Origin of the sequence: Jeongeupia wiesaeckerbachi, assembly GCF_050916355.1 — a bacterium.
Lineage (GTDB): Bacteria > Pseudomonadota > Gammaproteobacteria > Burkholderiales > Chitinibacteraceae > Jeongeupia > Jeongeupia wiesaeckerbachi.
Map to the genome: position 1 here is coordinate 1970812 of NZ_CP136946.1, position 24527 is coordinate 1995338.

At 64.5% G+C, this 24527-nt stretch carries 28 protein-coding genes and 2 tRNA genes; 13 read left to right on the forward strand and 17 right to left on the reverse strand.

What is annotated here, in order from left to right; all coding sequences use genetic code 11:
* Positions 1-2: 2 nt before the first annotated feature.
* The 4 genes from R0382_RS09580 to R0382_RS09595 form a co-directional block, all read right to left on the reverse strand.
* A complete protein-coding gene (locus R0382_RS09580) occupies positions 3-767 on the reverse strand; it encodes a class II glutamine amidotransferase (RefSeq protein WP_432719350.1) in 765 nt (254 codons plus the stop codon).
* 105 nt (positions 768-872) lie between these two features.
* Positions 873-1667 carry an enoyl-ACP reductase FabI gene (gene fabI / locus R0382_RS09585; protein WP_432719352.1) on the reverse strand — a complete coding sequence of 265 codons (795 nt, stop codon included), beginning with the start codon at positions 1665-1667 and terminating at the stop codon, positions 873-875.
* Positions 1668-1766: 99 nt separating this feature from the next.
* On the reverse strand, positions 1767-2789 hold the full coding sequence (locus R0382_RS09590) for a YgfZ/GcvT domain-containing protein (protein ID WP_432719353.1): 1023 nt from the start codon (positions 2787-2789) through the stop codon (positions 1767-1769).
* Between the two features lie 119 nt (positions 2790-2908).
* Positions 2909-4201, reverse strand: coding sequence for a hypothetical protein (locus tag R0382_RS09595; RefSeq protein ID WP_432719354.1), 1293 nt, complete (start codon positions 4199-4201; stop codon positions 2909-2911).
* Between the two features lie 74 nt (positions 4202-4275).
* Between R0382_RS09595 and R0382_RS09600 the strand changes: the two genes are divergently transcribed.
* Positions 4276-4351 (forward strand) — tRNA-Asn (locus R0382_RS09600).
* Positions 4352-4393: 42 nt separating this feature from the next.
* Positions 4394-4469, forward strand: a tRNA-Asn gene (locus R0382_RS09605).
* A 138-nt stretch (positions 4470-4607) separates the two neighbouring features.
* Here the strand turns inward: R0382_RS09605 and R0382_RS09610 are convergent.
* The 4 genes from R0382_RS09610 to tsaE form a co-directional block, all read right to left on the reverse strand.
* Positions 4608-5411 (reverse strand): MipA/OmpV family protein, encoded by an 804-nt coding sequence (locus R0382_RS09610; protein WP_432719355.1) that lies wholly within the window; start codon positions 5409-5411, stop codon positions 4608-4610.
* A gap of 19 nt (positions 5412-5430) precedes the next feature.
* On the reverse strand, positions 5431-5856 hold the full coding sequence (locus R0382_RS09615; RefSeq protein ID WP_432719356.1) for a tetratricopeptide repeat protein: 426 nt from the start codon (positions 5854-5856) through the stop codon (positions 5431-5433).
* 69 nt (positions 5857-5925) lie between these two features.
* Entirely contained in the window at positions 5926-7233 is a 1308-nt protein-coding gene (locus tag R0382_RS09620; RefSeq protein ID WP_432719357.1) for an N-acetylmuramoyl-L-alanine amidase, read from the reverse strand.
* The gene (tsaE, locus tag R0382_RS09625; RefSeq protein ID WP_432719358.1) at positions 7209-7685 is read right to left on the reverse strand and encodes a tRNA (adenosine(37)-N6)-threonylcarbamoyltransferase complex ATPase subunit type 1 TsaE; all 477 of its coding nucleotides are present in this window, start codon (positions 7683-7685) and stop codon (positions 7209-7211) included. The genes R0382_RS09620 and tsaE overlap by 25 nt, the downstream gene beginning before the upstream one ends.
* Between tsaE and queG the strand changes: the two genes are divergently transcribed.
* From queG to R0382_RS09675, 10 genes are all read left to right on the forward strand, one after another.
* Entirely contained in the window at positions 7671-8768 is a 1098-nt protein-coding gene (queG, locus tag R0382_RS09630; protein ID WP_432719359.1) for a tRNA epoxyqueuosine(34) reductase QueG, read from the forward strand. The genes tsaE and queG overlap by 15 nt on opposite strands.
* A 65-nt stretch (positions 8769-8833) precedes the next feature.
* Positions 8834-9466, forward strand: coding sequence for a 5-oxoprolinase subunit PxpB (gene pxpB / locus R0382_RS09635; protein ID WP_432724148.1), 633 nt, complete (start codon positions 8834-8836; stop codon positions 9464-9466).
* Positions 9463-10398, forward strand: coding sequence for a biotin-dependent carboxyltransferase family protein (locus R0382_RS09640; protein ID WP_432719360.1), 936 nt, complete (start codon positions 9463-9465; stop codon positions 10396-10398). Before pxpB ends, R0382_RS09640 begins: the two co-directional genes overlap by 4 nt.
* A complete protein-coding gene (pxpA, locus tag R0382_RS09645; RefSeq protein ID WP_432719362.1) occupies positions 10395-11117 on the forward strand; it encodes a 5-oxoprolinase subunit PxpA in 723 nt (240 codons plus the stop codon). The genes R0382_RS09640 and pxpA overlap by 4 nt, the downstream gene beginning before the upstream one ends.
* A gap of 124 nt (positions 11118-11241) precedes the next feature.
* On the forward strand, positions 11242-12051 hold the full coding sequence (murI, locus tag R0382_RS09650) for a glutamate racemase (RefSeq protein WP_432719363.1): 810 nt from the start codon (positions 11242-11244) through the stop codon (positions 12049-12051).
* Between the two features lie 172 nt (positions 12052-12223).
* Positions 12224-12619, forward strand: a complete 396-nt coding sequence (locus R0382_RS09655) for a CidA/LrgA family protein (protein ID WP_432719364.1) — start codon at positions 12224-12226, stop codon at positions 12617-12619.
* The gene (locus R0382_RS09660; protein WP_432719365.1) at positions 12609-13325 is read left to right on the forward strand and encodes an LrgB family protein; all 717 of its coding nucleotides are present in this window, start codon (positions 12609-12611) and stop codon (positions 13323-13325) included. The genes R0382_RS09655 and R0382_RS09660 overlap by 11 nt, the downstream gene beginning before the upstream one ends.
* 154 nt (positions 13326-13479) lie before the next feature.
* Positions 13480-14808: a D-arabinono-1,4-lactone oxidase gene (locus tag R0382_RS09665; RefSeq protein WP_432719366.1), complete on the forward strand. Its 1329-nt coding sequence runs from the start codon at positions 13480-13482 to the stop codon at positions 14806-14808.
* Between the two features lie 145 nt (positions 14809-14953).
* A complete protein-coding gene (locus R0382_RS09670) occupies positions 14954-15253 on the forward strand; it encodes an LrgB family protein (RefSeq protein WP_432719367.1) in 300 nt (99 codons plus the stop codon).
* The gene (locus tag R0382_RS09675; protein ID WP_432719368.1) at positions 15250-16386 is read left to right on the forward strand and encodes a hypothetical protein; all 1137 of its coding nucleotides are present in this window, start codon (positions 15250-15252) and stop codon (positions 16384-16386) included. The genes R0382_RS09670 and R0382_RS09675 overlap by 4 nt, the downstream gene beginning before the upstream one ends.
* 46 nt (positions 16387-16432) lie before the next feature.
* On the opposite strand, the gene R0382_RS09680 is transcribed toward R0382_RS09675, so the two are convergent.
* Both R0382_RS09680 and recG read right to left on the reverse strand, forming a co-directional pair.
* Positions 16433-16798: a YbaN family protein gene (locus tag R0382_RS09680; protein WP_432719369.1), complete on the reverse strand. Its 366-nt coding sequence runs from the start codon at positions 16796-16798 to the stop codon at positions 16433-16435.
* Entirely contained in the window at positions 16798-18864 is a 2067-nt protein-coding gene (recG, locus tag R0382_RS09685) for an ATP-dependent DNA helicase RecG (protein WP_432724150.1), read from the reverse strand. Before recG ends, R0382_RS09680 begins: the two co-directional genes overlap by 1 nt.
* Positions 18865-18951: 87 nt before the next feature.
* On the opposite strand from recG, the gene R0382_RS09690 reads away from it, so the two are divergent.
* On the forward strand, positions 18952-19290 hold the full coding sequence (locus R0382_RS09690) for a FlxA-like family protein (protein WP_432719370.1): 339 nt from the start codon (positions 18952-18954) through the stop codon (positions 19288-19290).
* A gap of 115 nt (positions 19291-19405) precedes the next feature.
* Here the strand turns inward: R0382_RS09690 and R0382_RS09695 are convergent, their stop codons facing one another.
* From R0382_RS09695 to tsaA, 7 genes are all read right to left on the reverse strand, one after another.
* Positions 19406-19984 (reverse strand): NADPH-dependent FMN reductase, encoded by a 579-nt coding sequence (locus tag R0382_RS09695; protein ID WP_432719372.1) that lies wholly within the window; start codon positions 19982-19984, stop codon positions 19406-19408.
* A 4-nt stretch (positions 19985-19988) separates the two neighbouring features.
* Entirely contained in the window at positions 19989-20390 is a 402-nt protein-coding gene (locus R0382_RS09700) for an OsmC family protein (protein ID WP_432719373.1), read from the reverse strand.
* On the reverse strand, positions 20390-21325 hold the full coding sequence (locus tag R0382_RS09705) for a pirin family protein (RefSeq protein ID WP_432719374.1): 936 nt from the start codon (positions 21323-21325) through the stop codon (positions 20390-20392). Before R0382_RS09705 ends, R0382_RS09700 begins: the two co-directional genes overlap by 1 nt.
* A 208-nt stretch (positions 21326-21533) precedes the next feature.
* Entirely contained in the window at positions 21534-22388 is an 855-nt protein-coding gene (locus tag R0382_RS09710; protein ID WP_432719375.1) for a pirin family protein, read from the reverse strand.
* Positions 22389-22624: 236 nt separating this feature from the next.
* Entirely contained in the window at positions 22625-22882 is a 258-nt protein-coding gene (locus R0382_RS09715; protein WP_432719376.1) for a DUF2164 domain-containing protein, read from the reverse strand.
* Positions 22879-23799 (reverse strand): patatin-like phospholipase family protein, encoded by a 921-nt coding sequence (locus tag R0382_RS09720; protein WP_432719377.1) that lies wholly within the window; start codon positions 23797-23799, stop codon positions 22879-22881. Before R0382_RS09720 ends, R0382_RS09715 begins: the two co-directional genes overlap by 4 nt.
* Positions 23796-24494: a tRNA (N6-threonylcarbamoyladenosine(37)-N6)-methyltransferase TrmO gene (gene tsaA / locus R0382_RS09725; protein ID WP_432719378.1), complete on the reverse strand. Its 699-nt coding sequence runs from the start codon at positions 24492-24494 to the stop codon at positions 23796-23798. The genes R0382_RS09720 and tsaA overlap by 4 nt, the downstream gene beginning before the upstream one ends.
* Positions 24495-24527 lie beyond the last annotated feature (33 nt).

Genomic DNA, 24527 nt, shown 5'->3' on the forward strand with positions numbered 1-24527 from the left:
CGTTAGGCGACGGGTTCGCCGTCGACGAACATCAAGAGCTGGCCGCTTTCCATCCGGGTCCAGACCTCGTTGTCGGTCAGCGGTTGCGTCGCAATCACCGCGACCCGGTCATGCGGTGTCGTCACCGACGAAAAGTCGACGCTGACGTCGGCATCGGCAAGGTGGGCGGTCGAGAACGGGGCGCGCCGGATGATGTAATGCAGATCGGTCGCGCAGCGCGCAAACAGCACGTCGCCGTTCGACAACAGGAAATTGAAGCTGCCGCGGCCGGCCAGTTCGGCCGCCAGCGGCTGCAGCGCCGCATGCAGTTCGTCGCGGGACGGTGCGGTGGCGAAGCGTTGCGCCAGTGCGTCGAGCAGCCAGCAGAATGCCTGTTCGCTGTCGGTATCGCCGACGGGTTGAAAGCGGCTGCCCTGCAGCGACGGCAGGCTGTCCAGGTTGCCGTTGTGCGCAAAAATCCAGTATTGCCCCCACAGCTCGCGGCGGAACGGGTGGGTGTTGGCGAGGTTGACGGTGCCCTGCGTCGCCTTGCGGATGTGGGCGATGACGTTGCGGCTCTTGATCGGGTAGGCGCGAACCAGTTCGGCGATCGGCGAGCTGATCGACGGCAGGTAATCGAGGAAGAGCCGGCAGCCGCGGTCCTCGAAAAAAGCGATGCCCCAGCCGTCGGCGTGGTGGTCGGTCAGCCCGCCGCGGCGGTGGAAGCCCTCGAACGAGAACACGATATCGGTCGGCACGTTGCAGTTCATGCCCAGAAGCTGGCACATCGGCGTGCTCCGAATAAGGGATGCATCATTGTGCACCGGCGCGTCGCCGGGCTCAAAAGCAAAATGCCCGGCAGAGGCCGGGCATTTCGTGGTGGGCGAGGTGGATTACTCCGCCTTGTCGCCCAATGCGCCGGCGCCGATGCTGAAACCGGCGTCGACGTGGATGACTTCACCGGTCATGCCCGACGACAGCGGCGACAGCAGGAAGGCCGCGACGTTGCCGACTTCTTCCTGGGTGATGTTGCGCTTCAGCGGCGTCGCGTCGGCGGCGGCCTTCAGCAGCTTGCCGAAGTTGGCAATGCCCGACGCGGCCAGCGTCTTGATCGGACCGGCCGAAATGCCGTTGCAGCGCACACCCTTTTCCGGGCCGACGGCTGCGGCGATGTAGCGGACATTGGCTTCGAGCGAAGCCTTGGCAAGGCCCATCACGTTGTAGTTCGGGATCGCCCGTTCGGCGCCGAGGTAGGACAGCGTGATCAGGCTGGCGCCCTGGTTCAGCATCGGCCGGGCGGCCTTGGCCAGTGCGGCGAAGCTGTACGAGCTGATGTCGTGGGCAATGCGGAAATTCTCGCGCGTTACCGCGTCGAGGTAATCGCCCTTGAGCGCGTCGCGCGGCGCGAAGCCGATCGAGTGGACCAGGCCGTCGAGGCCACCCCAGCGCTGGCCGAGGTCGGCGAATACGGCGGTAATCTGTTCGTCGCTGGCGACGTCACAGGGCAGGACGAGGTCTGAGTCGAAATGCTTGGCGAGGTCGACGACGCGCTGTTTCAGGTCTTCGGACACATAGGTGAACGCCAGCTCGGCGCCTTCGCGCTTGCACGCCTGGGCGATGCCATAGGCAATCGAGCGGTCGGACAACAGCCCGGTGATCAGGATTTTTTTGCCGGCGAGAAAGCCCATTCGTGGTCCCCTTCGATATCGTTCTAAATTGAGTCGCGCGATTATAAACGAAACCGCCCGCGACTGGCGGCGCGGGCGGCATGGACGGTGCGTTGCGAGTCAGTCCAGTGCGTAGGGCAGATCGAGCCGGGACAGCGCCGGGCCGTCGACGCTGCCGAGGTGCAGGCCGTGTTCGAGCGAGGCGATCTGTGCGACGACGAGGGCTTCGAATCCGCCTTGCGGCGCCGGCGCAGCGAGCATGATCTTGCCCGAGGCTTGGCCATTCATTTCCGTGCTGAATACATCGTCGCCGGCTTGCGCCGCTGTGGCGACGTGCATGCGGAACATCCGCCGCTTCAGTTTGCCGAGATACTGGGTCCGGGCGACGATTTCCTGGCCCGGGTAGCAACCCTTGGTGAAACTCACCGCGCCGATCAGCTCCATATTGGCCATCTGCGCAACGAAAGCCTCCTGTGTCGCCGCGGTGATCCACGGTGCACCGGCACGGATTTCGGTCAGTCGCCATACCGGTTCGCCGACCGGCTTGGCGCCGGCGTCGAGCAGCGCCAGCCAGACCGACTCGGCGGACTCTGCCGGAATGACGAGTTCGAAACGACCGTCGGCAAGGCCGATCACCGTGGCGCGTTCGGTGTGGACGACCGCCATTGCAGCCGGTGCTGCCGCGCCGGTGACCGCCGCAACCTTGGCGGCCGCGTCCGGGCCGGCGACGCCGAGCAGGATGCATTCGGCGCCGGCGTCACTGGGCTTGGTCTTGGTGCGCAGGATGAACATGCCAAGACGTTTCTGGATCGCGGTTTGCAACTCGGATGCGATCTGCAGGTAGTAATCGTCGCCGGCGCGGAAGACGAGAAAGCTCGCCAGCATCCGGCCTTTCGGCGTCGAGTAGCTCGAGTACTGCGCGGCATCGAGCGCCAGCGTACGCACGTCGCTCGAGAGCTGGCCGTTGAGGAAGGTGGCGGTTTCCTCGCCGCTGAACCGGATCAGGCCGTACTGGTTCAGCGGCGAGACGACGGTGTGCGACGCCAGCGCCGCAAGTTCGTCGGCGGCATGGCCGAAATCGGTGATGATGCCGGCGTCGTTGCGTCGTGCGCCGCGGGATTCGAGTGTTTCGTTCCAGGACATAGAGGGACTCCGTCGAGTCGAGAATGCGAGATCGCTTCGGGACGAAATGGGGGCGAACGCCGGGATATCCAGCATTCGCCCCCCGTTTGGGCTGCGTAAGGGTCTGAGGTGCGCGGTGCTTACTGGGTTGCGCCTTCCGGCGCCGGGGCGGGTGCAGGCGTTTCGGTCAGATTGACCGCTTGTGGCTGCGGGCGGTTTGCCGTGGCCGTCGAGAGTGAGGGCGCCTTCAATACGCCACCGGCGCTGATCCGGTTGGCGACCTGGATGGTGCCACCCGACAGGCGTGCCATGATTGCGCCGTTGAGTTTCAGGTCAGGCTGGATCGTCAGCTGGCCATGGGCGTTGAATTTGCCGCCGACCAGATTCGCGTCGAGGATCTGCACCGTATCGCCGCGGACGGCAAGGCGGCCGGTGAAGGTTTCGAAGCGCGTCTGGCCACCGCGGGCGTAGGTCGCCGGCTGGACCGCTTTGAGTGGCGTGATCAGGTCGAAGTTGTGCAGCATGCCGTCGCTGACGCGAAATTGCGCGTCGATGCCGGGACGATCGAAGAGCTTGTGGTAATCGTCGGCCTTGTAGACAAAGGTCGATTCACCGGCAAGGCGCCCCGAAACATGGGTGACTTCGCTGAAAACCTGGCTGAACGGTTCGGCCTGGATGCCGTTGGTGCGCAAGGTGCCGGCTAGCGTCCAGGCATTGTCCTGCCAGCCCAGCTGGGCGCGGCCGGTGACGATGCCGCCATACAGGTCGCCGCGGATGTCTTCGATGTCGATGCCGTCCGGGCCGGCGAGCCCCTTGAGCAACAGTCGGTCGAAATGCACCGGGTGACCAAATGGCAGTGTGTAGCCGTTGGCGGTCAGCGTCACGGCAAACTGGCTGCCCTTGGGCTGGACGTGGAAATCGAGGTGGCTGCCTTCATCGCCAGCCTGCAGCTCGGCCAACTGGCCGTCGCTGGCAAAGCGCAGCGTTGCATCGATCGGGCCGAGGACGCCGCTGCCGAGCAGGACGCTCGATTGCTTGAGGTCGATCTGCGCCAGTCGCGGCTGGCCGGCCTCCGGGCGCAGTTTTTCAGGCAGCTGCATCGCGAAACGCGGGCTGAACTGGCCATTCTCGACGACGATGCCGCGGATTTCACGGCCCCAGTTCAACAGGTTGTGGAGGGAGATCGGCACGCTGAGCTTGTCGATCTTGGCGGTGTGCGAGTCTTGCTTGAAGACGACGTCGCGTATGACCAAGGCGGGGCGGGGTGCGTATTCGATACCACTACTGCCGATCTGCACCGGCCCGTGAAGGCGCTTTTCCAGTGCACTGACGAGTTGGTCTCGGTAGAGGGAGTCGGGGATCACGAGCGGAAGCAAACCGATCAGGATCAGAATTAAAGCGATAAAAATCAGCAGCTTCCGTGTATTTTGCATGATCTCGTCTGGATTTATTGTTGGAATGTATTGACAACGGGCGAGTCCGTTCCTATTATACGCATCTCTTCGGTTCCCCGATAGCTCAGTTGGTAGAGCAACGGACTGTTAATCCGTGTGTCCCTGGTTCGAGCCCAGGTCGGGGAGCCAAACCAATACCGAAGTCCCGGTCCTCAGGCCGGGATTTTCTATTCCCTGATAGCTCAGTCGGTAGAGCAACGGACTGTTAATCCGTGTGTCCCTGGTTCGAGCCCAGGTCGGGGAGCCAAATACGAAAAACCCCGGTCAGCGATGGCCGGGGTTTTTCTTTGTCTGCTCGCCGCGGGCCTTGACGCTGGATCCCGCGGGAATGGGCGGGCCATTCGGCTCCGCCCGGTGCGCTGACGCTCAATACTGGTGGCGGCGTCTACCAGACGTAGCCGAGGCCGGCGCCATAGGTCAGCTGGTTGCGGTCGCCGCGCTCCTGTACGAACGGGCTTTCGGCGGCGTCGCCCATCAACCGCTGCATGAATACGCCAGCGCCACCCCACCAGTGCCCGGAAATCTGCCCGACCGCGCCGATCCAGCCGAGGATTTGCTGATTGCCGCCGTCGGCGTGGAAGGGTGCCAGTCCGGATGCCGCGGCATCGGCATCGGTCACGCCGTAATAGGTATTGACGTAGCTCTGGCTGGCCCAGGTGGCGCCGATGCCGCTGCCGATGAAAAAACGCTCCGACATCGGAATCCACAGCGTCGCGCCGAGATTGAAGCGTGCGCCGTCGTAGACTTGGCCGGCATTGGTCATCATATTGGCGTTGACGCGAAAGCGGTAAGGAATGGCGCCTTCGACGCTGTCGTACTCGTAGCCGACGAAACCGCCGAATTCGAGCGTGGTGTCGATGTCGTGCAGTTTGTTGATGACGTCGTCGCTGACATCGCTACGACCGAGCTTGAGATTGACCGCCGGCCCCCACTGGAAGCCGGTCAGACCGCCGAAGTTGTACTGCGCATACGGGCCATACCATTCGAACAGCCGGCCGGATTCGGTCACGTAGCGGACGCCCGGCACGACGCCGACCATCGTGTCCTTGCAACCCGAGCATTCGGTGGTCACGCCGACCCCCAGGCCAGCGAGGTTGGGCAGGCGCATGGCCGGCAGATCGAGCGCCTGGGCGCCGGTCGAGGCGAGCAGCAGGGCAAGGCCGGCCAGCGGCGTGCGAAGGAGGGACATCGGTGAAGCTCCGGAGGGGTCAGGTCGGCGTGCGTGACTGCAGGAAGGCGAGGTATTTCGGGTCTTCGTCGTCGAAGATGCTGTCGTCGCCGTGGCCACGGATACGCTGCAGCGATTCGGCGGCGAGATCAAGTTCGCCGGTTTCGAACAGGGCCTGGCCCAGACGCAGATGGACAAAGGGGTTGCCCATGCCGGCCGGCGTGAACGAGGCGGCGGTGAGCGTCTCGACCGCCTTGGCGAAATCGTCGTCGGCGAACTGGGTGTCGCCGATCGCGATCAACAGGCTGGTGCCGATTTCCCACTCTTCCTTCGGCGCCGGTACCAGCGCGTAGCCCGCCTTGTACTTGGCAATGGCCGCCTTGTAGTCGCCGGCTTCGTACAGCGTATCGCCGGCGCTGGACAGCGCTTCGATCTCGTCGAACAGTTTGGCGGGAATGACGGACATGCGGGGGTTCCTGGTTGGGCGACGGTGGGCGATTCTACGACGAAAAGCGCATCGCCCGAATTGCGGCTATTACCCCTGCGCCAGCTTGGTGCGCGTCAGCGGTGGGTTTTTGGCGAAATACGCCTTGATGCCGTTGACGATGCTTTGTGCCATTTTCTGTTGATAGCCGTCGTCGATCAGTTTCTGCTCTTCGGCCGGGTTCGAGATGAACGCCGTCTCGATCAGGATCGACGGAATGTCCGGCGCCTTGAGCACGGCGAAGCCGGCGTGCTCGACACTGCTCTTGTGCAGCCGGTTGATCTGCTTGAGCTGGGCGAGCATGGCATTGCCGAACTTCATGCTGTCGTTCAGTGTCGCGGTCTGGGTCAGGTCCATCAGCGTCTTGGCCAGATGGACGTCCTTGACGTTGGCGATCTTGACGCCGCCGATCAGGTCGGCGTCGTTCTGCGTCTGTGCCAGCCATTTGGCGGCAGTGCTCGACGCGCCACGGTCGGACAGCACGAAGACCGACGAGCCGTTGGCGTCGGGCTTGATGAAGGCGTCGGCGTGGATCGACATGAACAGGTCGGCCTGGACGGCGCGGGCTTTTTTCACCCGCACGCCGAGCGGCACGAAGAAGTCGTCGTCGCGCGTCATCACCACGCGCATATTCGGTTCGGCCTCAAGCAGCGCCTTGACCCGCTTGGCGATCGAAAGCACGACGGTTTTTTCGTGATTGCCCTGCGGGCCGATCGCGCCCGGGTCTTCGCCGCCGTGGCCCGGATCGAGCACGACGGTGATCAGCCGGTCGATCTTCAGGTCCTTGCGGTCGACGTTGGTCGTCTTCGACGCAGGTTCGGCCGGTTTGACCGACTCGGGCTGTTTGGCGGCCGGTGCCGGCGGCGTGGTCTGATCGTCGAGAAAGGCGAGCAGCGGATCGTTCTGCACCGCCGGATACAGGTCGATCACCAGCCGGTGCTGGTATTCGCCGACCGGTGCCAGCGTGAACACCTGCGGCTTGACCTCGGTCTTCAGGTCCAGCACCAGCCGCACCGTACCGGGTTTGTTGCGCGCGGCGCGCAACTGCTGGATGTACGGGTCGTCACCGTTGACCTTGCCGGCCAGCGTCTGCAGCTCGCCGTTCAGGTCGATACCCTCAAGATCAACCACGAGGCGCTCGGGGTTCTTCAGCGAAAACTGGTTGAACGACAGCGGCGCCGTCGATTCGATCGTGATCCGCGTATACGCCTGCGCCGGCCAGACGCGCACGGCGACGACGCGCGAATCGGTCGCGGCAAAGCCTTTCGGGATGACCGACAGCAGCAAGGTGGTGACCGCCGCGCGCAAGACGGTGCGGCGGTGGGCGTCGGGGATCAGCGGGTGAGTCGGGCCAGGCATTGCGTTCCGTTTGTCGTCAGTGCGGTCAGGTTCAGGCGGCGGCCATCGGCCTCCGGGGCCAGCCGGATCAGCCAGTCCGGCGCCGGTAACAGGCCTTCGGCCTTGTCGGCCCATTCGATCAGGCAGACGCTGTCGCGATTGAAATAATCGCGGAAGCCGGCGTCCTCCCACTCAGATGGGTCGCTAAAGCGATATAAATCAAAGTGATACAAGTATAAGTTCGAAACTATATAAGGTTCAACCAGTGTGTAGGTCGGACTTTTCACTCGACCGGCGAAACCGAGCCCGCGCAGGATGCCGCGCGTCAGCGTGGTTTTGCCGGCGCCAAGGTCGCCTTCGAGGAAGATCACCAGGCCCGAATGCAGTGCCGCGGCCAGCCGCCTACCGATCGCGAGCGTCTCGGCCTCGTCGGCGAGAAAGAGCGTGAAGGCGGTATCATGGACGTTATGCATATGGATCTCGACAAGGGTCTCGACGTTCGGGAGCTGGCCACTTCGATCAAGGCGTGGGGGCAGGCGCTCGGCTTTGCCAAGATGGCGATCACCGGCACCGATCTCTCGCACGCCGAAGCGGGCCTCGCCGCGTGGCTGGAGGGCGGTTTTCACGGCGAGATGGATTATATGGCACGCCACGGCATGAAGCGCGCCCGGCCTGCCGAACTCGTCCCCGGTACTAAAACCGTGGTCAGCGTCTTCCTGCCTTACCGCCCGCCCGGTGTGTCCTCGAGCGAAGCCGTGCTGAATGACGGTGAAAAGGCGCATATCTCGCGCTACGCGCTCGGTCGCGATTATCACAAGGTCTTGCGCAACAAGCTGCAGAAGCTCGCCGACCAGATTGCCGGCGCGATCGGACCGTTCGGCCACCGGGTGTTCGTCGACTCGGCGCCGGTGCTTGAGGTCGAACTGGCGACGCAGGCGGGCCTCGGCTGGCGCGGCAAGCACACCTTGCTGATCAACCGCGACTACGGCTCGTACTTCTTCCTTGGCGAACTGTTCACCGACCTTGAGCTGCCGCTCGATCCGCCCGAGGAAAACGAGCACTGCGGCCGCTGTACCAAGTGTCTCGTTGCCTGTCCGACGCAGGCCATCGTCGCGCCGTATACGGTCGATGCGCGCCGCTGCATTTCCTATCTGACGATCGAGTTGCACGGTGCGATTCCGGAGGAATTCCGTCCCATGATCGGCAACCGCGTCTACGGTTGCGACGATTGCCAGCTGTGCTGCCCGTGGAACCGCTTCGCCGTCGATACCGCCGAATCCGACTTCCATGTGCGTCATGGTCTCGACGACGTGACGCTGGTCGAACTGTTTGCGTGGTCCGAAAACGAGTTCAAGGAAAAGCTCGCCGGCAGCCCGATCTACCGGATCGGCTATGCGCGCTGGTTGCGCAATCTGGCGGTCGGGCTTGGCAACGCGCCGTCGACGCCGGCGGTGCTCGCCGCGCTGGCGGCGCGCGCCAGCGACGATGACGACATCGTGCGGGAACATGTCGGCTGGGCGCTGGCGCGTCACGCTGCACTGCAAAATAAGCCATGATGGAGGCATCGAAAGCGATGCCATTCCTCATGCCCGAATCATTCCCGCCCGCATCCCCGTCCGTGATGATCCAGCCCTTCGGCGAAGCCGCGCTGGTGCTCAGCGTCGACGTCGGTCTGGCGACGCAGCGTCGGCTGTGGGCGGCGTGGCATGCCCTGCGTAGCCGCGAGCCGCAGGTCGAATGGGTGCTCGGCATGGGCAATCTGACCGGTTTTTTCGATCCGCTGGCGCTGGCAACGGCGCGGATTGAAAAAGCGATCGAGGTGGCGTGGCAGGACAGCGATGGCATCGAGACCGAAGCGGGCAAGCGCGTCGAGATTCCGGTCGTCTATGGCGGTGATGCCGGGCCGGACCTGGCCGCCGTCGCCGAACAGGCGGGATTGACTACCGACGAGGTCATCGAACGTCATGCCGGAGCTGAATACATCGTCTACTGCCTCGGCTTCCTGCCGGGCTTTGCCTACCTCGGCGGGCTTGATCCAACGATCGCCTGCCCGCGACACGCGTCGCCACGATTGTGGGTCCCGGCCGGTTCGGTTGCGATCGGCGGCGCACAGACGGCGGTCTATCCGCTGGCGTCGCCGGGGGGCTGGCAGTTGATCGGCCAGACCGACGTGGCGCTGTTCGATCCGTATCGCGAAACGCCGGGCCTGTTGTCACCGGGTGACACGGTGGTGTTTGTGCCGAGGCCGGCATGACGCTGACCATTCTCAAGTCCGGGCCGCAGACGAGCGTGCAGGATCTGGGCCGTGACGGTTACGCGGCGCTCGGCGTGCCACGCGGTGGTGCCTGCGATCCGCTGTCGTTGCGGCTGGCCAATCTCGTTGTCGGTAACGACGAAGGGGCGGCCGCGCTGGAACTGACCCTTGGCGGGCTGGTGTTGCGCTTCGATGTGGCGACGACGTTTGCGTGGACTGGTGCGACGATGACCGTGACGCTCGACGGCGTGGCGCTGAGCCCGGCGCATCGTTATGCGGCGCACAAGGGCGCCGTGCTGCGCTTCGGTTTTGCCGAGCGTGGCGCGCGTGCGTATCTGGCGCTGGCTGGCGGCGTCGATGTGGCGCCGATACTCGGCAGCCGCTCGACCGGTTTGCTCGCCGGCATCGGTGGTTTCCAGGGGCGTGCGCTGCGCGTCGGCGATGTGGTCAGGTGCGGCGCGATCGCGCCGCGCGCACCCGGCGTCGCCGTGGCGCAAGCCGAGCGCGGCGAACACTTGCGCGTGCTGCCGGGGCCGGATTGGTCCTTGCTCGACGCCGATGCGCAACGGCAGCTGTTGGGTACGCCCTGGCAGGTTGCGCTGGCCAGCAACCGCATGGGCATGCGGCTGACGGGCGCGTCGGTCGCGCTCGCGTCGGCGTCGTCGCTCGATTCACACGCGGTGATGCCCGGCTGCGTGCAGCTGCCGCCGTCGGGCGAGCCCATCGTGCTGCTGGCCGACGCACAGACGACCGGCGGCTATCTGCGGCCCCTGGTCGTCATCCGCGCGGATGTATGGCGCGCCGGGCAGTTCAAACCCGGCGACACGCTGCGTTTGATCGAAGTCGATACCGCTGCGGCGCTGGCTGCTGCGGCGGCGCAACGCGACTGGCTGGCGCGCATGACGCGTGCGCTGGCGTGGGAGGCACGATGAAACACCTGGCACTGAACGCCGATCTCGGCGAAGGCTACGAATACGATGCGGCGCTGATGCCGCTGATCGATGCGGCCAATATCGCCTGCGGCGGCCATGCCGGCGGCGTCGATTCGATGCGCGAGGCGGTGCAGCTGGCGCGCGCCAACGGCGTGCGCATCGGTGCGCACCCGAGCTATCCGGATCGCGAGCACTTCGGTCGCGTCTCGCTGCAGATGCCCGACCCCAAGCTCGTCGCCAGCCTGACCGCCCAACTGTGGGCGCTGAAAGCCGTGTGCATCGAGGCCGGTGTATCGGTGTCGTATGTGAAGCCGCACGGCGCGCTGTACAACGACGCGGCACGCGATCCGCAACTGGCGGCGCTGCTGGCGCAGTCGGTCTACGAGATCGATCCGTCGCTGTCGCTGATGGCGCTGACCGGCAGCGAGCTCGTCAAGGCCGGCGAGGCGGTCGGGCTGACGGTGATCCGCGAGGCCTTCGCCGATCGCGCCTATCTCGACGACGGCAACCTGGCGCCGCGCAGCGAAGCCGGCGCCGTGCTCGACGACATCGCCGCGATCGCCCAGGTCGAAAGCCTGTGGCGCAACGGGGGCGTCTATGCCCAAAGCGGCACCTGGCTGCCGCTGGACGCCGATTCGGTCTGCGTCCACGGCGACAACGCTCATGCGCTGAAGTTTGCCCAGACGCTGCGCAAGCGTTTTCCGCGCCGCGCCAGCTGAGGGCCCGTTTCCGGGCCGGCACTGACGTCGAAAGAGCGTGAACCGGTTCAGAGCCCATTTCATGGTGCGTTGCGCTGTCGAGGCATCTCCGGCCGGCGTAGAATGCCCGCTTTCGGGGAAAGACATGCAGAACGCTCATCCATCGCACGCCATCGGCGTATTCGATTCCGGCGTCGGCGGCCTGACCGTAGTCCGTGCGCTGATGGACCGGCTGCCGTTCGAGAACATCATCTATTTCGGCGACACCGCCCGCGTGCCCTATGGCGTGAAATCGGTCGCGACCATCGAGCACTTCACTCAGCAGATCGCTGATTTTCTGCGCGAGCAGAACGTGAAGATGCTGATCATCGCCTGCAACACCATGGCCGCCGTCGCCGCCGACAAGGTGCGCGAGGCATCGCCAGTGCCGGTGCTCGACGTGATCGAGGCCGGCGCGTGCGAAGCGGCCAAGCGGACGAAGTCGGGCGGCATCGGCGTCATCGGCACGCCGACGACGATCAACTCCAATGCCTATGCCCGCGCGATCCATACGATCGAGCCGAAGTATCGCGTTTACTCGCAAGCCTGCCCGCTGTTCGTGCCGCTGGTCGAGGAGGGCTGGATCGACCATCCGGTGACGCGCATGGTCGCGCAGGAATACCTGCGGCCGGTGTTCGTCGAAAGCATCGATACACTGGTGCTCGGCTGTACCCACTACCCGCTGCTCAAGCCGATGCTGCTCGACGTCACCGGCAGCCGAATGCAGCTGGTCGATTCGGCCTTGGCGATTGCCGATCAGGCCGCCGAGTTGCTGGCCAAGCAGGGGCTGGCCAACCCGCATCGCGGCCGGCCCGACTATCGTTGCTATGTGACCGATGTGCCGGTGAAATTCCAGACCATCGGCGAGCGTTTCCTCGGTCGTAGTTTGGGCAAGGTCGAACTCGTCAGCCTCTAGCGCAAGTTCACAAAACCCTGCTGGCTGCGTTGTGCTCGCTTGCCGTACTCGCTTGTACTGTCTGCGCTTCGCACGCCTTGCCAGCACCGCTACGCTGGGTTTTGTGAATTGCGCATGCTGGGTCGTTGTGTAGGTCGCACCTGAACAAAAAATCGTCGATGGAGGTTCGCGAGTGCTGTACGGATTCTGCGTGCTGGTGCTGTTCCAGCTGATCGGCGAGGCCGCTTCGACCTTGCTGCACCTGCCGCTGCCGGGCCCGGTGCTCGGCATGCTGCTGCTGGCGGTGTGGTGCGTATGGCACCGCGAAGTCGATCCGCGGCTGGCGAAGGTGGCGCATGGCCTGCTCGGTTATCTGGGACTGTTGTTCGTCCCGGCCGGCGTCGGGCTGATGCTGCTTGGCCCGGTGCTGCGCGATCAGGGGCTGGCGATGCTGCCGGTACTGGTGCTCTCGTCGGTGATCACCATGGCGGTGACGGCGTTGACGATGAAGGCGATGCTGAACCGCCACCGCCGCAAGTTGCGCAATCGCGTGCTGGCGCGCCGCAAGGGGAAGGCCGATGAACTTTGATGCCGCCTTCGCCTCGCTCAAGGCCGCGCCGCTGCTGTGGCTGCTGGTCACCGGGTTGGCCTATTTGCTGGCCGAAAAACTCTACCGCAAGAGCGGCCACAACCCGCTGCTGCATCCGGTATTGGTGGCGATCGCGCTGATCATCGCCATCCTCGCAATCGCCCGCGTGCCGTACCCGGCATACTTCAGCGGCGCGCGTTTCTTCCATCTGCTGCTCGGCCCGGCGACGGTCGCGCTGGCGGTGCCGCTGTACGACAACCTGAAACGCGTGCGATCGCTGCTGGTGCCGCTGGCGGTGTCGCTGCTGGTCGGCGGCATCACCGGCATCGTCTCGGCGCTGGCCCTGGGCAGGCTGTTCGGGCTGTCGTGGCCGGTACAGGTGTCGTTCGCGCCCAAATCGGTGACTACGCCGATCGCAATGGCGCTGGCCGACAAGCTCGGTGGTCTGGCGCCGCTGACCGCCAACCTTGTCATCATCACCGGCATCGTCGGCGCCATCATCGTCGTGCCGCTGATGCGCTGGCTCAAGGTCAGCGGCGAAATCGAGCAGGGGCTGGCGCTCGGCGTCGCCGCCCACGGCGTCGGCACCGCGCGCGGTTTTCAGCTGTCGACGACGACCGGCGCCTTCGCCGGGCTGGCGATGGGACTCAACGGCGTGCTGACCTCGATCGTGTTGCCGCTCATCCTGCTGTGCTGGCCGCACTGACGGGCTGCCGACCAGGCTAGCGGCGAGCTGCTGCGTCGGCGGATAAGGTCGACGCCAGCGGGCTGCGAATGCGCATTGATAGGCGCCGCCGGCCTTGTGTGCGTAACATTTGAACGTTATAACGGCACCGACTCTTAGGCTGGAACTGCACTCAATGACTGTTCGACCCGATAAACACCGCGATGTGACCAATTGGTCGGATACCGAAACGATCTGCGACCACGAGCAAGCCATCCGCATCGTTGACGAAGAGGTATTGCGCAGCGCCATCTGCGCGTCGCGCGGCCGTATTCGGCCATTGGGAAAGCGCTATTCCAGTGTCAGATTGCTGGACCTGACCCAATCGTCCGATATCGCCGCGCTGATGGACGAATACGCCGGCATGGTCCGTTACGACGCCAATTCGGTGACCTACAAGTCGGGCACATCACTGCACGTCATTTACGACGAACTCAAGGCGATGGGCAGAATGTTGCCCCATGCGCCGGGTGTCATTGCCGTACAAAGCCTGGGCGGTGCGGTTGCGACTGGCACGCATGGCCAAGGCTTGCTGCAGTGTGCGATCTCCGATTCGATCTTGGCGATCAAGCTGATGCTGGCCGATGGCAGCGTCATGACGCTGGATGCGTCGGATGACGAATTCGATGGCGTCAGGCTCAATATCGGTTGCCTCGGCGTTGTGTTGGAAATGACGCTACTGACCGTGCCCTATGCCGAGCATATCTGTTCGAAGGTATCGACCAGCGATGAGGTCCTGTTTGACCAGTTCATCCAGATCAACCATCAGCACGAATACGCCAAATGCTGGTGGTTTCCGGACGAACAACAGGCAATGATCTGGTACAGCGATGCCGTGCAGGATTGGCGGCCGGAAAGCCTTGATGCCTTGGCCGCCGGGGTGTTCTCCCAAACCATCGACAACAGCTTGACGCTGATGGGGCAGGATATCCGGCCGGATCACGCCGATTGCAAGCCTTACCAAACGGTGACCCGCTTCCGGGACGAGCATACGGTTCAGGGCAGCATTCCCGACATCTGGTGCAAAGGCATTCCGGTGCCGCAGATCAACTTTGAAATTGCCGTGGATCTGGACCAATTTGCCGATGCGATTGAGGCGCTGAAACGGATTCATCGCGACAGCCCGCAGCGGACGCATTATCCGGTCATCCTGCGTTGCACCGGCCCTTCGTCGGCCTGGTTGAGCCCGACGCTCAATCGTCCGGTCTGTTATTTCGGCTTTGTCGTTTACTACGCAACGGACGGCGGCATTTCCAAGGCAGGCATGGACTATGTCAAGCAGGTCGAGCTGGCGCTAAGCGCCTTGGGCGGCCGGCCGCATTGGGGCAAGTACTTTGATGTGACGCGTTATCGCTGGCAGCAGCTTTATCCTGAGCTGGGCCGCTTTGTCGCACTCAAGCACAAGCTGGACCCGCTGAACCGTTTTGGCAACGCGTTTTCCGACCACGTGCTTGCCCCGGCCTAAGGCTGCTCGCCGAATCGAATCGAGCGCCCACCAGGATCAAATAGCTGCGGAGCTGCTGTGGCTGCAGATCACTGGCCTTTCCATTGCTGCTCGGCGGTCCGGCGAAGATCGCACTGGCGGTGTTGCTGTACGACACTTGCTATCGGTGTCGTTGCTGGTTGGTGGCGTCGCCGCTCGCAGAGTCGGTACCACACGCGGCTTTCAGATGTCGACGACGACCGGCGCGTTCGCCGGGCTGGCGATGGGACTCAACGGCGCGCGGATCTCGATTGTGTTGCCGCATCATTCTGATGCGCAGGCCGCACTGGGTCTTCCAAGGTGTTGCCCTTGGGGCGGTGGCCAGCGCAACGCTGCTTTGTTGATCGACTGGTTCATGAGACCGTTGATTTTGCTTCGTACCGTGCATGTCCCCGGCAAAAAATGCGAGAGGTGGCAATACCAGTGAACAATGATGATTTCGACCAGGAGCTGGCCGGCGAGGAGGCCGAAGAGTACGCCGATCGTCAGCGCAAGGATGAGCCAGCGCCCGCATTAAGCCCTGAAGAATTCGCCGCTTGGCGATCCCCACGTGAGGGAAGTAGCAATCCCATGCCGCTCGACAATCCGCTGTGGCATTGGCTTGTTCGTACCCGTTGGGACGCTTACAACGCCAACGAAATTTATGCGGGGCCATCGTCTTTGGGCGCCGGGCCAATGTGGTGCTTTCAGCGATTCGGCAAGAGCGAAACGGGTTTGCCTGATGGTCGGGTCGTCCATATCGGCGGTGAACATGAGGATTACTACGATCCCGATTTTTACATCTACAACGACGTAACTGTGGTCGGACCCAGCGGCCACATCGCCATCCACGGCTATCCCGTGAGCGTCTTTCCACCCACGGATTCCCACAGCGCAACGCTTGTCGATGGCGCGGTCTTCATCATCGGTGGCCTTGGCTACGCCGAGCGACGTGTGGGAGGTGTTACGCCCGTCTATAAGCTCCTGCTTGATTCAATGCAAATTGATCCAATGGAGACGCATGGCGAGCCACCCGGTTGGATCTACAAACACACAGCGACGCTAGCCGATGACGGTCTATCCATCATCGTCAGTGGCGGTAAGTGCTGGGTAGGCGATGACTTGATCGGCAGCGAAAATATCGATTCGTGGTCGCTTGATACCTTGACTGGCAAATGGTCCCGCTTGACCGAGCACCGCTGGCAGCGTTGGGTGATGCGCCGCGTCGACTGCAAGCGCAGTCGTCTATGGGCTGCACGTCAGGCGTTGTGGCACAGCGAGCATGCCCATCTTGGGCTTGAGAGAGACTGGACATTCGACGATGAACCGGACTTCGCCGCACTCAAAATGCTGTATCGAATGGAGGATGATGGCGAGGCACCCATTACGGAGCTGGACTTCAATTGCTACGCCGTGGTTATCGACGGGCTGACCATTCGCTTCAAAGAAGAGGGCTTCTGGATCGAGGCAATCGTTGAAGGTCGATTGGACGACGACCGTTTGGAAAGCCTACAGCGCAGGACGCTTTCTTTGCTGGAGAGGATCGAGGCTAGCGCATGCGAGATCGTCGGAGCCGGTTAGCTGCGCTCCAACGTCATGCCTATGCGACAGGTAGTTGCTTTCGGCGCTATTCCGGCCGTCGCCACAACCAGATCAGCACCAACCCCATCGAGATGCCGGCGTACCAGACGGCGTTGTTGCGGATCAGCAGCGCGCTGATGCCGAAGCTAGCGGCCATCATGATGGTTGCCATCCATTTGGCCCGGCGAGGGACGGCGCCGCGTGCTTCCCATTCGGCGATCAGCGGGCCGAACACCTTGTGGCGCAGCAGCCATGCATGCCACGCAGGCTCGCCCCGCGCGAAGCAGAACGCGGCAAGCAGCACGAACGGCGTCGTCGGCAGCAGCGGCAGCACCGCGCCGATCGCGCCGAGCGCCAGGGCGACGATGCCGGCAATGCGCCACAGATTGCGTTTGAGCATGGTGGCGGCCATCAGACGCGCAGCAGGGCTTCGCGCCCCGGTAACCAGCGGTCGAGGTGCGGGATCGCCGCTTGCGGATCGGATGCGAGCATCTGTTCGGCAACGTCGCGCGCGGCGTCGAGCAGGTCGGCGTCTTTCTCCAGATCGGCAAAACGCAGCATCGGCACGCCGGACTGACGCACGCCGGCCAGCTCGCCGGGGCCGCGGATCTGCAAGTCCTGGCGGGCGATCTCAAAGCCGTCGGTGGACTCAAAGATCACCTTGAGTCGCGCCTTGGCGGTGTCGCCGAGCGGGCCGGTGTAGAGCAGGATGCACAGGCTGGCATGGGCGCCACGGCCGACGCGGCCGCGCAGCTGGTGCAGCTGTGCCAGCCCCATGCGTTCGGCGTGTTCGATCACCATCAGGCTGGCGTTCGGTACGTCGACGCCGACTTCGATCACCGTCGTGGCGACCAGCACCTGGATTTCGTTGCGCTTGAACGCGTCCATTACTGCAGCCTTCTCGGCCGGCTTCATCTTGCCGTGAACGAGGCCGACGGCGATGCCTTCAAGTTCCTCGGTCAGCTGCGCATGGGTATCGACGGCGGTCTGCAGCTGCAGCGCGTCGGATTCCTCGATCAGCGGGCAGACCCAGTACACCTGCCGGCCCTCGACCACCTTGCTGGCGATGCGCTCGATGATTTCGTCGCGGCGCGCGTCCGACACCAGCTTGGTGACGATCGGCGTGCGCCCCGGCGGTAACTCGTCGATGACGCTGACGTCGAGGTCGGCGTAAAAGCTCATCGCCAGCGTGCGTGGGATCGGTGTCGCCGACATCATCAACTGGTGCGGGCTGCCGCCTTTTTCGCGCAGTGCCAGTCGCTGCGCGACGCCAAAGCGGTGCTGTTCGTCGACGATGGCAAGGCCCAGATTCTTGAACTCAACCGTGCCCTGAAAGATCGCGTGCGTGCCGACGACCATCTGTGCGCTGCCGAGCGCGGCGTCCTCGAGTGCGCTGCGCTTGGCCTTGGCCTTGAGGCTGCCGGTCAGCCAGGCGACCTTGATGCCGAGCGGTTCGAGCCACTGGACGAACTTGGCATAGTGCTGCTCGGCGAGGATTTCGGTCGGTGCGAGCATGGCAACCTGGTAGCCGGCCTCGATCGCGTGGCAGGCGGCGATCGCGGCGACGATGGTCTTGCCGGCGCCGACGTCGCCCTGCAGCAGCCGTTGCATCGGATGGCGCTGGCCGAGGTCTTTGGCGATGTCGAGCAGTACGCGGTTTTGCGCCTTGGTCAGCCCGAACGGCAGGCTGGCGACGAGCTGCGCGGCCAGCCGGCCCGGCGGCGCGATCACCGGCGCGGTGCGTTCGCGGCGGATCGCGCGTGCCATGCGCAGGCTCAACTGCTGCGCCAGCAACTCGTCGAACTTGATACGCCGCCACGTCGGGTGGATGCGCTCGGTCAGCTGCACGCGGGCGACGGCGGGCGGCGGGGTATGCAGAAAACGGACCGACTCGGCGAAATCGGGAAAGCCGAAGTCGTGGCGGACTGCGGCCGGCAGCGTGTCGGTCAGCGGCTCGTCCTTCAGCGCCCTGGCGATCAGCTTGGCCAGTTGCGCCTGCGACAGGTGCGCCGTGGTCGGGTAGATCGGCGTCAGGCTGTCGTTGAGCGCGTCACTGTCCGACAGCGTCTTGACCTTGGGGTGGACCATTTCGTCGCCCCAGAAACCGTGGCGGATCTCGCCGTACAGCCGCACCTTGTTGCCGACGGCGAGCTGCTTGGCCTGGTTCGGGTAGAAATGGATCAGCCGCACGACAAGGGTGCCGCTGGCATCACGGACACGGGCGACGAGCTGTTTCTTCGGCCGGAACGTGGTTTCGCAGCCGGTGACTTCGCCTTCGACCAGCGCGGCGCTGCCGATCGGCGCTTCGGCGATCGGGTAGAGCTGGGTTTCGTCTTCGTAGCGCATCGGCAGGTGCAGCACGAGGTCGAAGGCGCGGCTGATGCCAAGCTTCAATAAACGCGTGCGCAGGCCGGGCTGGAGTTGGGAGAGGTCCATCAAGCTAGAACGATTGTTCTGTTGCCTTCGACTGTAGCGGATTTAAGCGGATTTGGCGAGGCAAGGCGGCTTCAAGAACTACCGCAATTTGCCGATGTCATGAACGAGTCTTCGACATTGAGAGTAGTTATGACGACCATCCAGAATTTCGGTAGCGGAGGCGTTGCCGTGGCCAGTGGCGGCAACATCAATCAGCAGATCGAACGGGTCAAGGAAAAGATCGAAGAGACGCAGGCGCAGATCCGCCAGTTGGGGCTCGACGACACGATCCCGCAGAAGGAGCGGAAGCAGATCCAGCAGGTGCTGCAAGCGCAGTTGGCGATGCTGCACGAACGCCTGCGCCAGTTGATCGAACAACGCAGCGAGCGCAGCGACAAGCATGCGCCGGCCTTGGCCAGTGGCAGCGAAGCCAGCCCGGTCGGCGAGGCCTTGAAGGCGGTGGCCGGTTCGGTGAGCGTGAAGGTCTGACTGCTGGGCTTCACCCGGCCAGCGGTCGACAATCACCGGCCATTGCCATTGCCATTGCCAACGCTGGCCGGCGTGGCGCAGGCGAACAGGCCTGACTCACACGGTGGGCTGCCGGCTAGGCCTGCGTCTGTCGCGCCAGCTGCACCAGCGCGTGCGCGACCTTCTCGACGCCGGCCTGTGCACGGGCCTCGATCAAAGCACCGCCTTCATCGAAGGCCTGATTCGCGGCGCCGACCGCCTGCTGCTGCGGGATGACCAGAAAGCCGAGATTGCTCAGGTACTGCCGGCTGGCGATCAGCGAACGCAGCCCACCGAGCGCGCCGGGCGACGCCGACAGCAGGCCGGCGACCTTGCCCTCCAGAAAGCGCAGGCCGGACTGGCCGCTGGCGTCGGCACGACTGACCCAGTCGAGCGTGTTTTTCAAGAGAGGCGGAAACATGCCATTGTATTCGGGCGTCGCCAGCAGCAGGCCGTGGTGCACGGCGAACTGTTGCTGCAGGCGTGCGGCGGCGTCGGGCAGGCCGTCGCGGGCCTCGAGGTCGCCGTTGTACAGCGGCAATTCGTAATCGAGCAGATCGATCAGCGTGACCTCGGCACCGGCGTCGCGCGCGGCCTGAGCGCCAACGGCGATCAGCTTGCGGTTGAACGAGGCGATGCGGGTGCTGGCGGAAAAGGCGAGCAGTCGGATGGTCATGCTGTTACTCCGTGAGCGTGGTGCTGATCGCGATCTCGCCGGTCAGCAGCTTGTGGATCGGGCAGGCATTGGCGATCTCGAACAAGCGGGCGCGTTGTTCGGCATCGAGCGCGCCGACCAGTTCGACCTGCCGTTCGATCCGGGCGTCGCCATCCTTGTGATCGGCGGCGTAGGCGAGCCGGACCCGCACGTCATCGAGCGGCCAGCCCTTGCGCGTCGCATACATCTTCAGCGTGATCGTGGTGCAGGTGCCCAGCGCCGCCAGCAGCTGCGCGTGCGGATCGGGGCCGGCATCCATGCCGCCCGATTCGCGGCCGACATCGCCGAACCAGTCGTGGCGACCGTCGGTCAGCAGCGCGCGGAACGGTTCGCCCGAAAGATGGGCATTGACGATATCGCGCGCCATCATTCGCCCCTCAGTTTCGGTACATCGGGCGCGGTCAGCCGCTCACCGTCGTAACCATGAACCTGGCCGAAACGCGCGTCGCCGGTGTTCCATTCTTCGGTGGCTTCACGGATGTCGGCGCCGTTGCGGCCGACGAAATTCCAGTACAGGATGCGCTCGGACTTGAACGGCTCGCCGCCGACGATGAGGATGCGTGTCGCAGCGTCGGTTTCGACCTGCAGCGTATCGTGACCACAGCCGAAGTACAGGCATTCGCCTGGGACCAGCGCCTCGCCGTTCAGGCGGGCCTCGCCGACCAGTACGATCGCGCCGTACTCGAAGTCGCGGCGCAGCGGCAGCGTGGTCGTGGCGCCGCCGGCCGCGTCGAGGTCGAGGCCGAGCAGCGGCGTGTAGACGCGTGCCGGCGAGGCATGCCCCATGAATTCGCCGGCCAGTACGGTGACCAGAAAGCCGTCTTGATCGAAGGTCGGTAGCGTCGGATAGTGCTCGAAACCGGGCGGGCGCTCGTACTGCTCGTCCGGCAGTGCGATCCACAGCTGCGCGCCGTGCATGGTCGGGCTGTGGTTCGGCGGTGATTCCTCCGAGTGCGAAATGCCGTGGCCGGCGGTCATCAGGTTGACCGCGCCCGGGCGGATCAACTGTTCGAAGCCGAGGCTGTCGCGGTGGTAGACCTCGCCTTCGAGCAGCCACGAGAACGTCTGCAGGCCGATATGCGGATGCGGGCCGACGCGCAGCCCCTTGCCGGTCTTGATGTCGACCGGGCCGAAATGATCGAGGAAACACCATGCGCCGATCATCCGCCGTTGCCGGTTGGGCAGCGCGCGGCGGATCGGCATGCCTTCGCCCAGCGTTGCCAGATGCGCCGCAAAGCGTTGCACCGGCGGTGGTGGCGGGCAGTCGGTCGAGATCGAAACTTCGTGTTCGGTGCTGCTCATCACGGCTCCTTGAGACGGGGACGGAAGGGGGCGCCCCGCGGCTCGGGCGGGGCGCTTGGAGCGGCTAACAAAATCCTGCTGGCGGCGTTGTGCTCACTTGTCGTACAGCCTGTACTGCCTGCGTTTCGCACGCCTTGCCAGCACCGTTACGCCGGATTTTGTTAGTCGCGCCTATTTCCAGTTTATGGCATCCGGTTGGCGCTGCGGCTCAGAACAGCCCGCGCTGAAAGTCGGCGAAGGCCTGCTGGATCTCTTCGGCGGTGTTCATCACGAAGGGACCATAGCGGGCGACCGGTTCGTTCAGCGGCTTGCCGGCGACGACGATGAAACGGACTTCCGCGTCGAGCGCGCCGACGGCGATCGTGTCGCCCTGCGTCAGCGCCGCCAGCTCGCCCTGTTTCACCTGTCGCTGCTGCGGGCCGTCGACGACGTTCAGCGCATGCTGGTAGACGTAGATGAAGGCATGATGGGCCGCCGGCAGATCCAGATCCAGCGTGCTGCCTGGCGGCAGGATCACGTCGAAGTAGCTCGGCGCGGTCGCGACGCCCGACACCGGGCCGGTGACGCCGTCAAACGTGCCGGCGATCACCTTGACCGAGCCGCCACCGGCGAGCGCGACCTGCGGAATCTCGCTGGCGGCGAACTCCTGATAGCGAGGTGCTGTCATTTTGTCGCTGGCGGGCAGGTTCACCCACAGCTGGAAGCCCTGCATCAGGCCGTTTTCCTGCTGCGGCATTTCCGAGTGGACGATGCCGCGCCCGGCGGTCATCCACTGCACGCTGCCCGGGCCGAGGTTGCCGGTATTGCCCTTGTTGTCGCCGTGCTGCATCTGGCCGGCGAGCATATAGGTCACCGTTTCGAAGCCGCGATGCGGGTGCTCCGGGAAACCGGCGATGTAGTCGCCCGCGTCGTCGGAACGGAATTCGTCGAGCAGCAGGAAGGGATCGAGCATCGGCAGATCCTGGCCGCCGATCACGCGGTTGAGCTTGACGCCGGCGCCGTCGGACGTGGCCATGCCGCGAACGATGCGGCCGATGCGGCGGGAGGATGTGTTGGCGGTCATGGTTGGGCTCTGTTCGGTTGCGATGGCCACATCTTGGACCATGCACCTTGCAAAGTTAATCCACCGCCAAAGCGATTGACTGTCCTATCAGCGGGACAATCGCTTGTGGCCCGGCGTGTTGGGCTCGGCGTCTTTCCTGATAACCGCGCTGCGCTGGGTCTGATGATCGAACGGGCTCCCACGGAATGCCTTGCACCCGCGGCCCCGAAGGCCGTGATCCAGCAAGTGTCATCGGCCTAGCGACGCGGCGGCATCTTCTCGAGCTCGCCGATCGCCTCGGTCAGCGTGTCGAGCCGCTTGGTGATCGCCGCTTGTGCGTCCAGCAGGCCACGGTTGTAACACTGCACGCCGATTTCGCCCACGACGAAGTCGAGCAGGAACTCGGCGTCGAAACCGCCGAGTTCGAGCCCGATCTCGCGATCGCACCAGCCGCGCAAGCGGGCGGCCAGCTCGGTGCGCTCGGCCGGGGTGAAGCGCACGACCGGCTCGCTCATTTCGCCGCGACCCGCGCCGCCAGCAGCGCATGCTGCTTCTCGGCGATCTTTTGCTTGATCTGCGGAATCGCTGCCAGCGCGGCCTTCTCGCCTTCGAGGATGGCCTGGTTCTTCTGGTCGAAATCGGTCGGGCCGATCTTGCCGACCTTGGGCCGGATCACCACATCGGCGCGCGCCAGCTCCTGCTCGCCGAGTTTCTGGCCCATGATCACCACCGCCTGATTGACGGTGCCGAGCAGGCCACTGGGTGCCTTGTTGCCGGCCTTGGCCGAGATGTCGACGGCGATGACCAGATCGGCGCCGAGTTCGCGCGCCGCATCAACGGGCACCGGGCTGACCACGCCGCCGTCGACATAACGCTTGCCGGATATCAGCGCCGGTTCGAATACGCCGGGGATGCTGCTCGACGCGCGGATCGCCTGGCCGGCGTTGCCGCGGACGAAGACCGTGCGTTTGCCGGTGTCGAGCTCGGTCGCGACGGCGCCGAACGGTTTGGCAAACTTGTCGATCGGCCGGTTGGCGACCAGTTGGTTGACGAAGTCCTGCAGCTTCTGGCCCTTGACGATGCCACCGTTCAACAGGCTGACGTCGCGAATCGCCGCCTCGTCGAGGCCGAAGGCCTTTTCCTGCAGCGCGAACGCATCCATGCCGCTGGCGTACAGCCCGCCGACGACGCTGCCGGCGCTGGTGCCGGCAACGGTGTCGATCTTGATGCCGTTGGCTTCGAGCATCTTGATCACGCCGATATGCGCAAAGCCCTTGGCCGCGCCGCCGCCGAGCGCCAGACCGACGCGGACCTTCGGCGGCGGTTCCGCAGCAACAGGCGGTGCAGGGGGCGTGGTGGTGCAGCCGGCGAGCAGGGCCAGCGGAACGAGTGCGCCGAACAGCGGGCGCAACGGGCGGAAGAGTCGGTTCATGCCGGGTCCAGGGAGTCCACAAAGGCGCAGCCATTGGCCACGCGGAATTTCACGTCGAATCGGTACAGCCGCACGCCGTAGATGCGGTCGGGGTCGCCGGCGTAGGCCGGGCGCGGGTCCTGCGCCAGCACGTCGATGATCAGCGCGGCCAGCTCGGGATAATGCCTTGCCTGCCGGGCGATCGCCTGCGTGGCGGCGTCGGAAAAATTCACCGTCAGCTGCGGTGGCGCGCCGGTGGCGAAGCCGCCGACGGCGTCGGGCAGGCTTTCGACGTAGGGGATGTACGGTTTGATGTCGACGATCGGCGTACCGTCGACGAGGTCGACGCCGCGAAAGCGCAGCACCACGCCGTCGCTGGTATCGACGCCGGCGAGCTCGACCAGCGAGAGGCCGAGCGAGTTGGGCCGGAACGGGCTGCGGCTGGCGAACACGCCGACGCGGGCATTGCCGCCAAGCCGTGGCGGGCGCACCGTCGGCTGCCACTGGCCACCGGTCTGGTGGAACACGAAGGTCAGCCAGACGTGCGAGAACGCGTCGAGTCCGCGTACGGCCTCGGGGCGATCGTACGGCGGCAGCAGCTTGAGCGTGCCGATCGCATGCGGGGCGAGCGACGGTTGGCGCGGGATGCCGAATTTGTCCGGAAACGGGGTCGCCAGATGGCCCAGCGGCGAGAGCGAAAAAGAGTCGGTGTTCACCGGTGCGATTGTGCCTTGCTTCGCGGCGGCTTT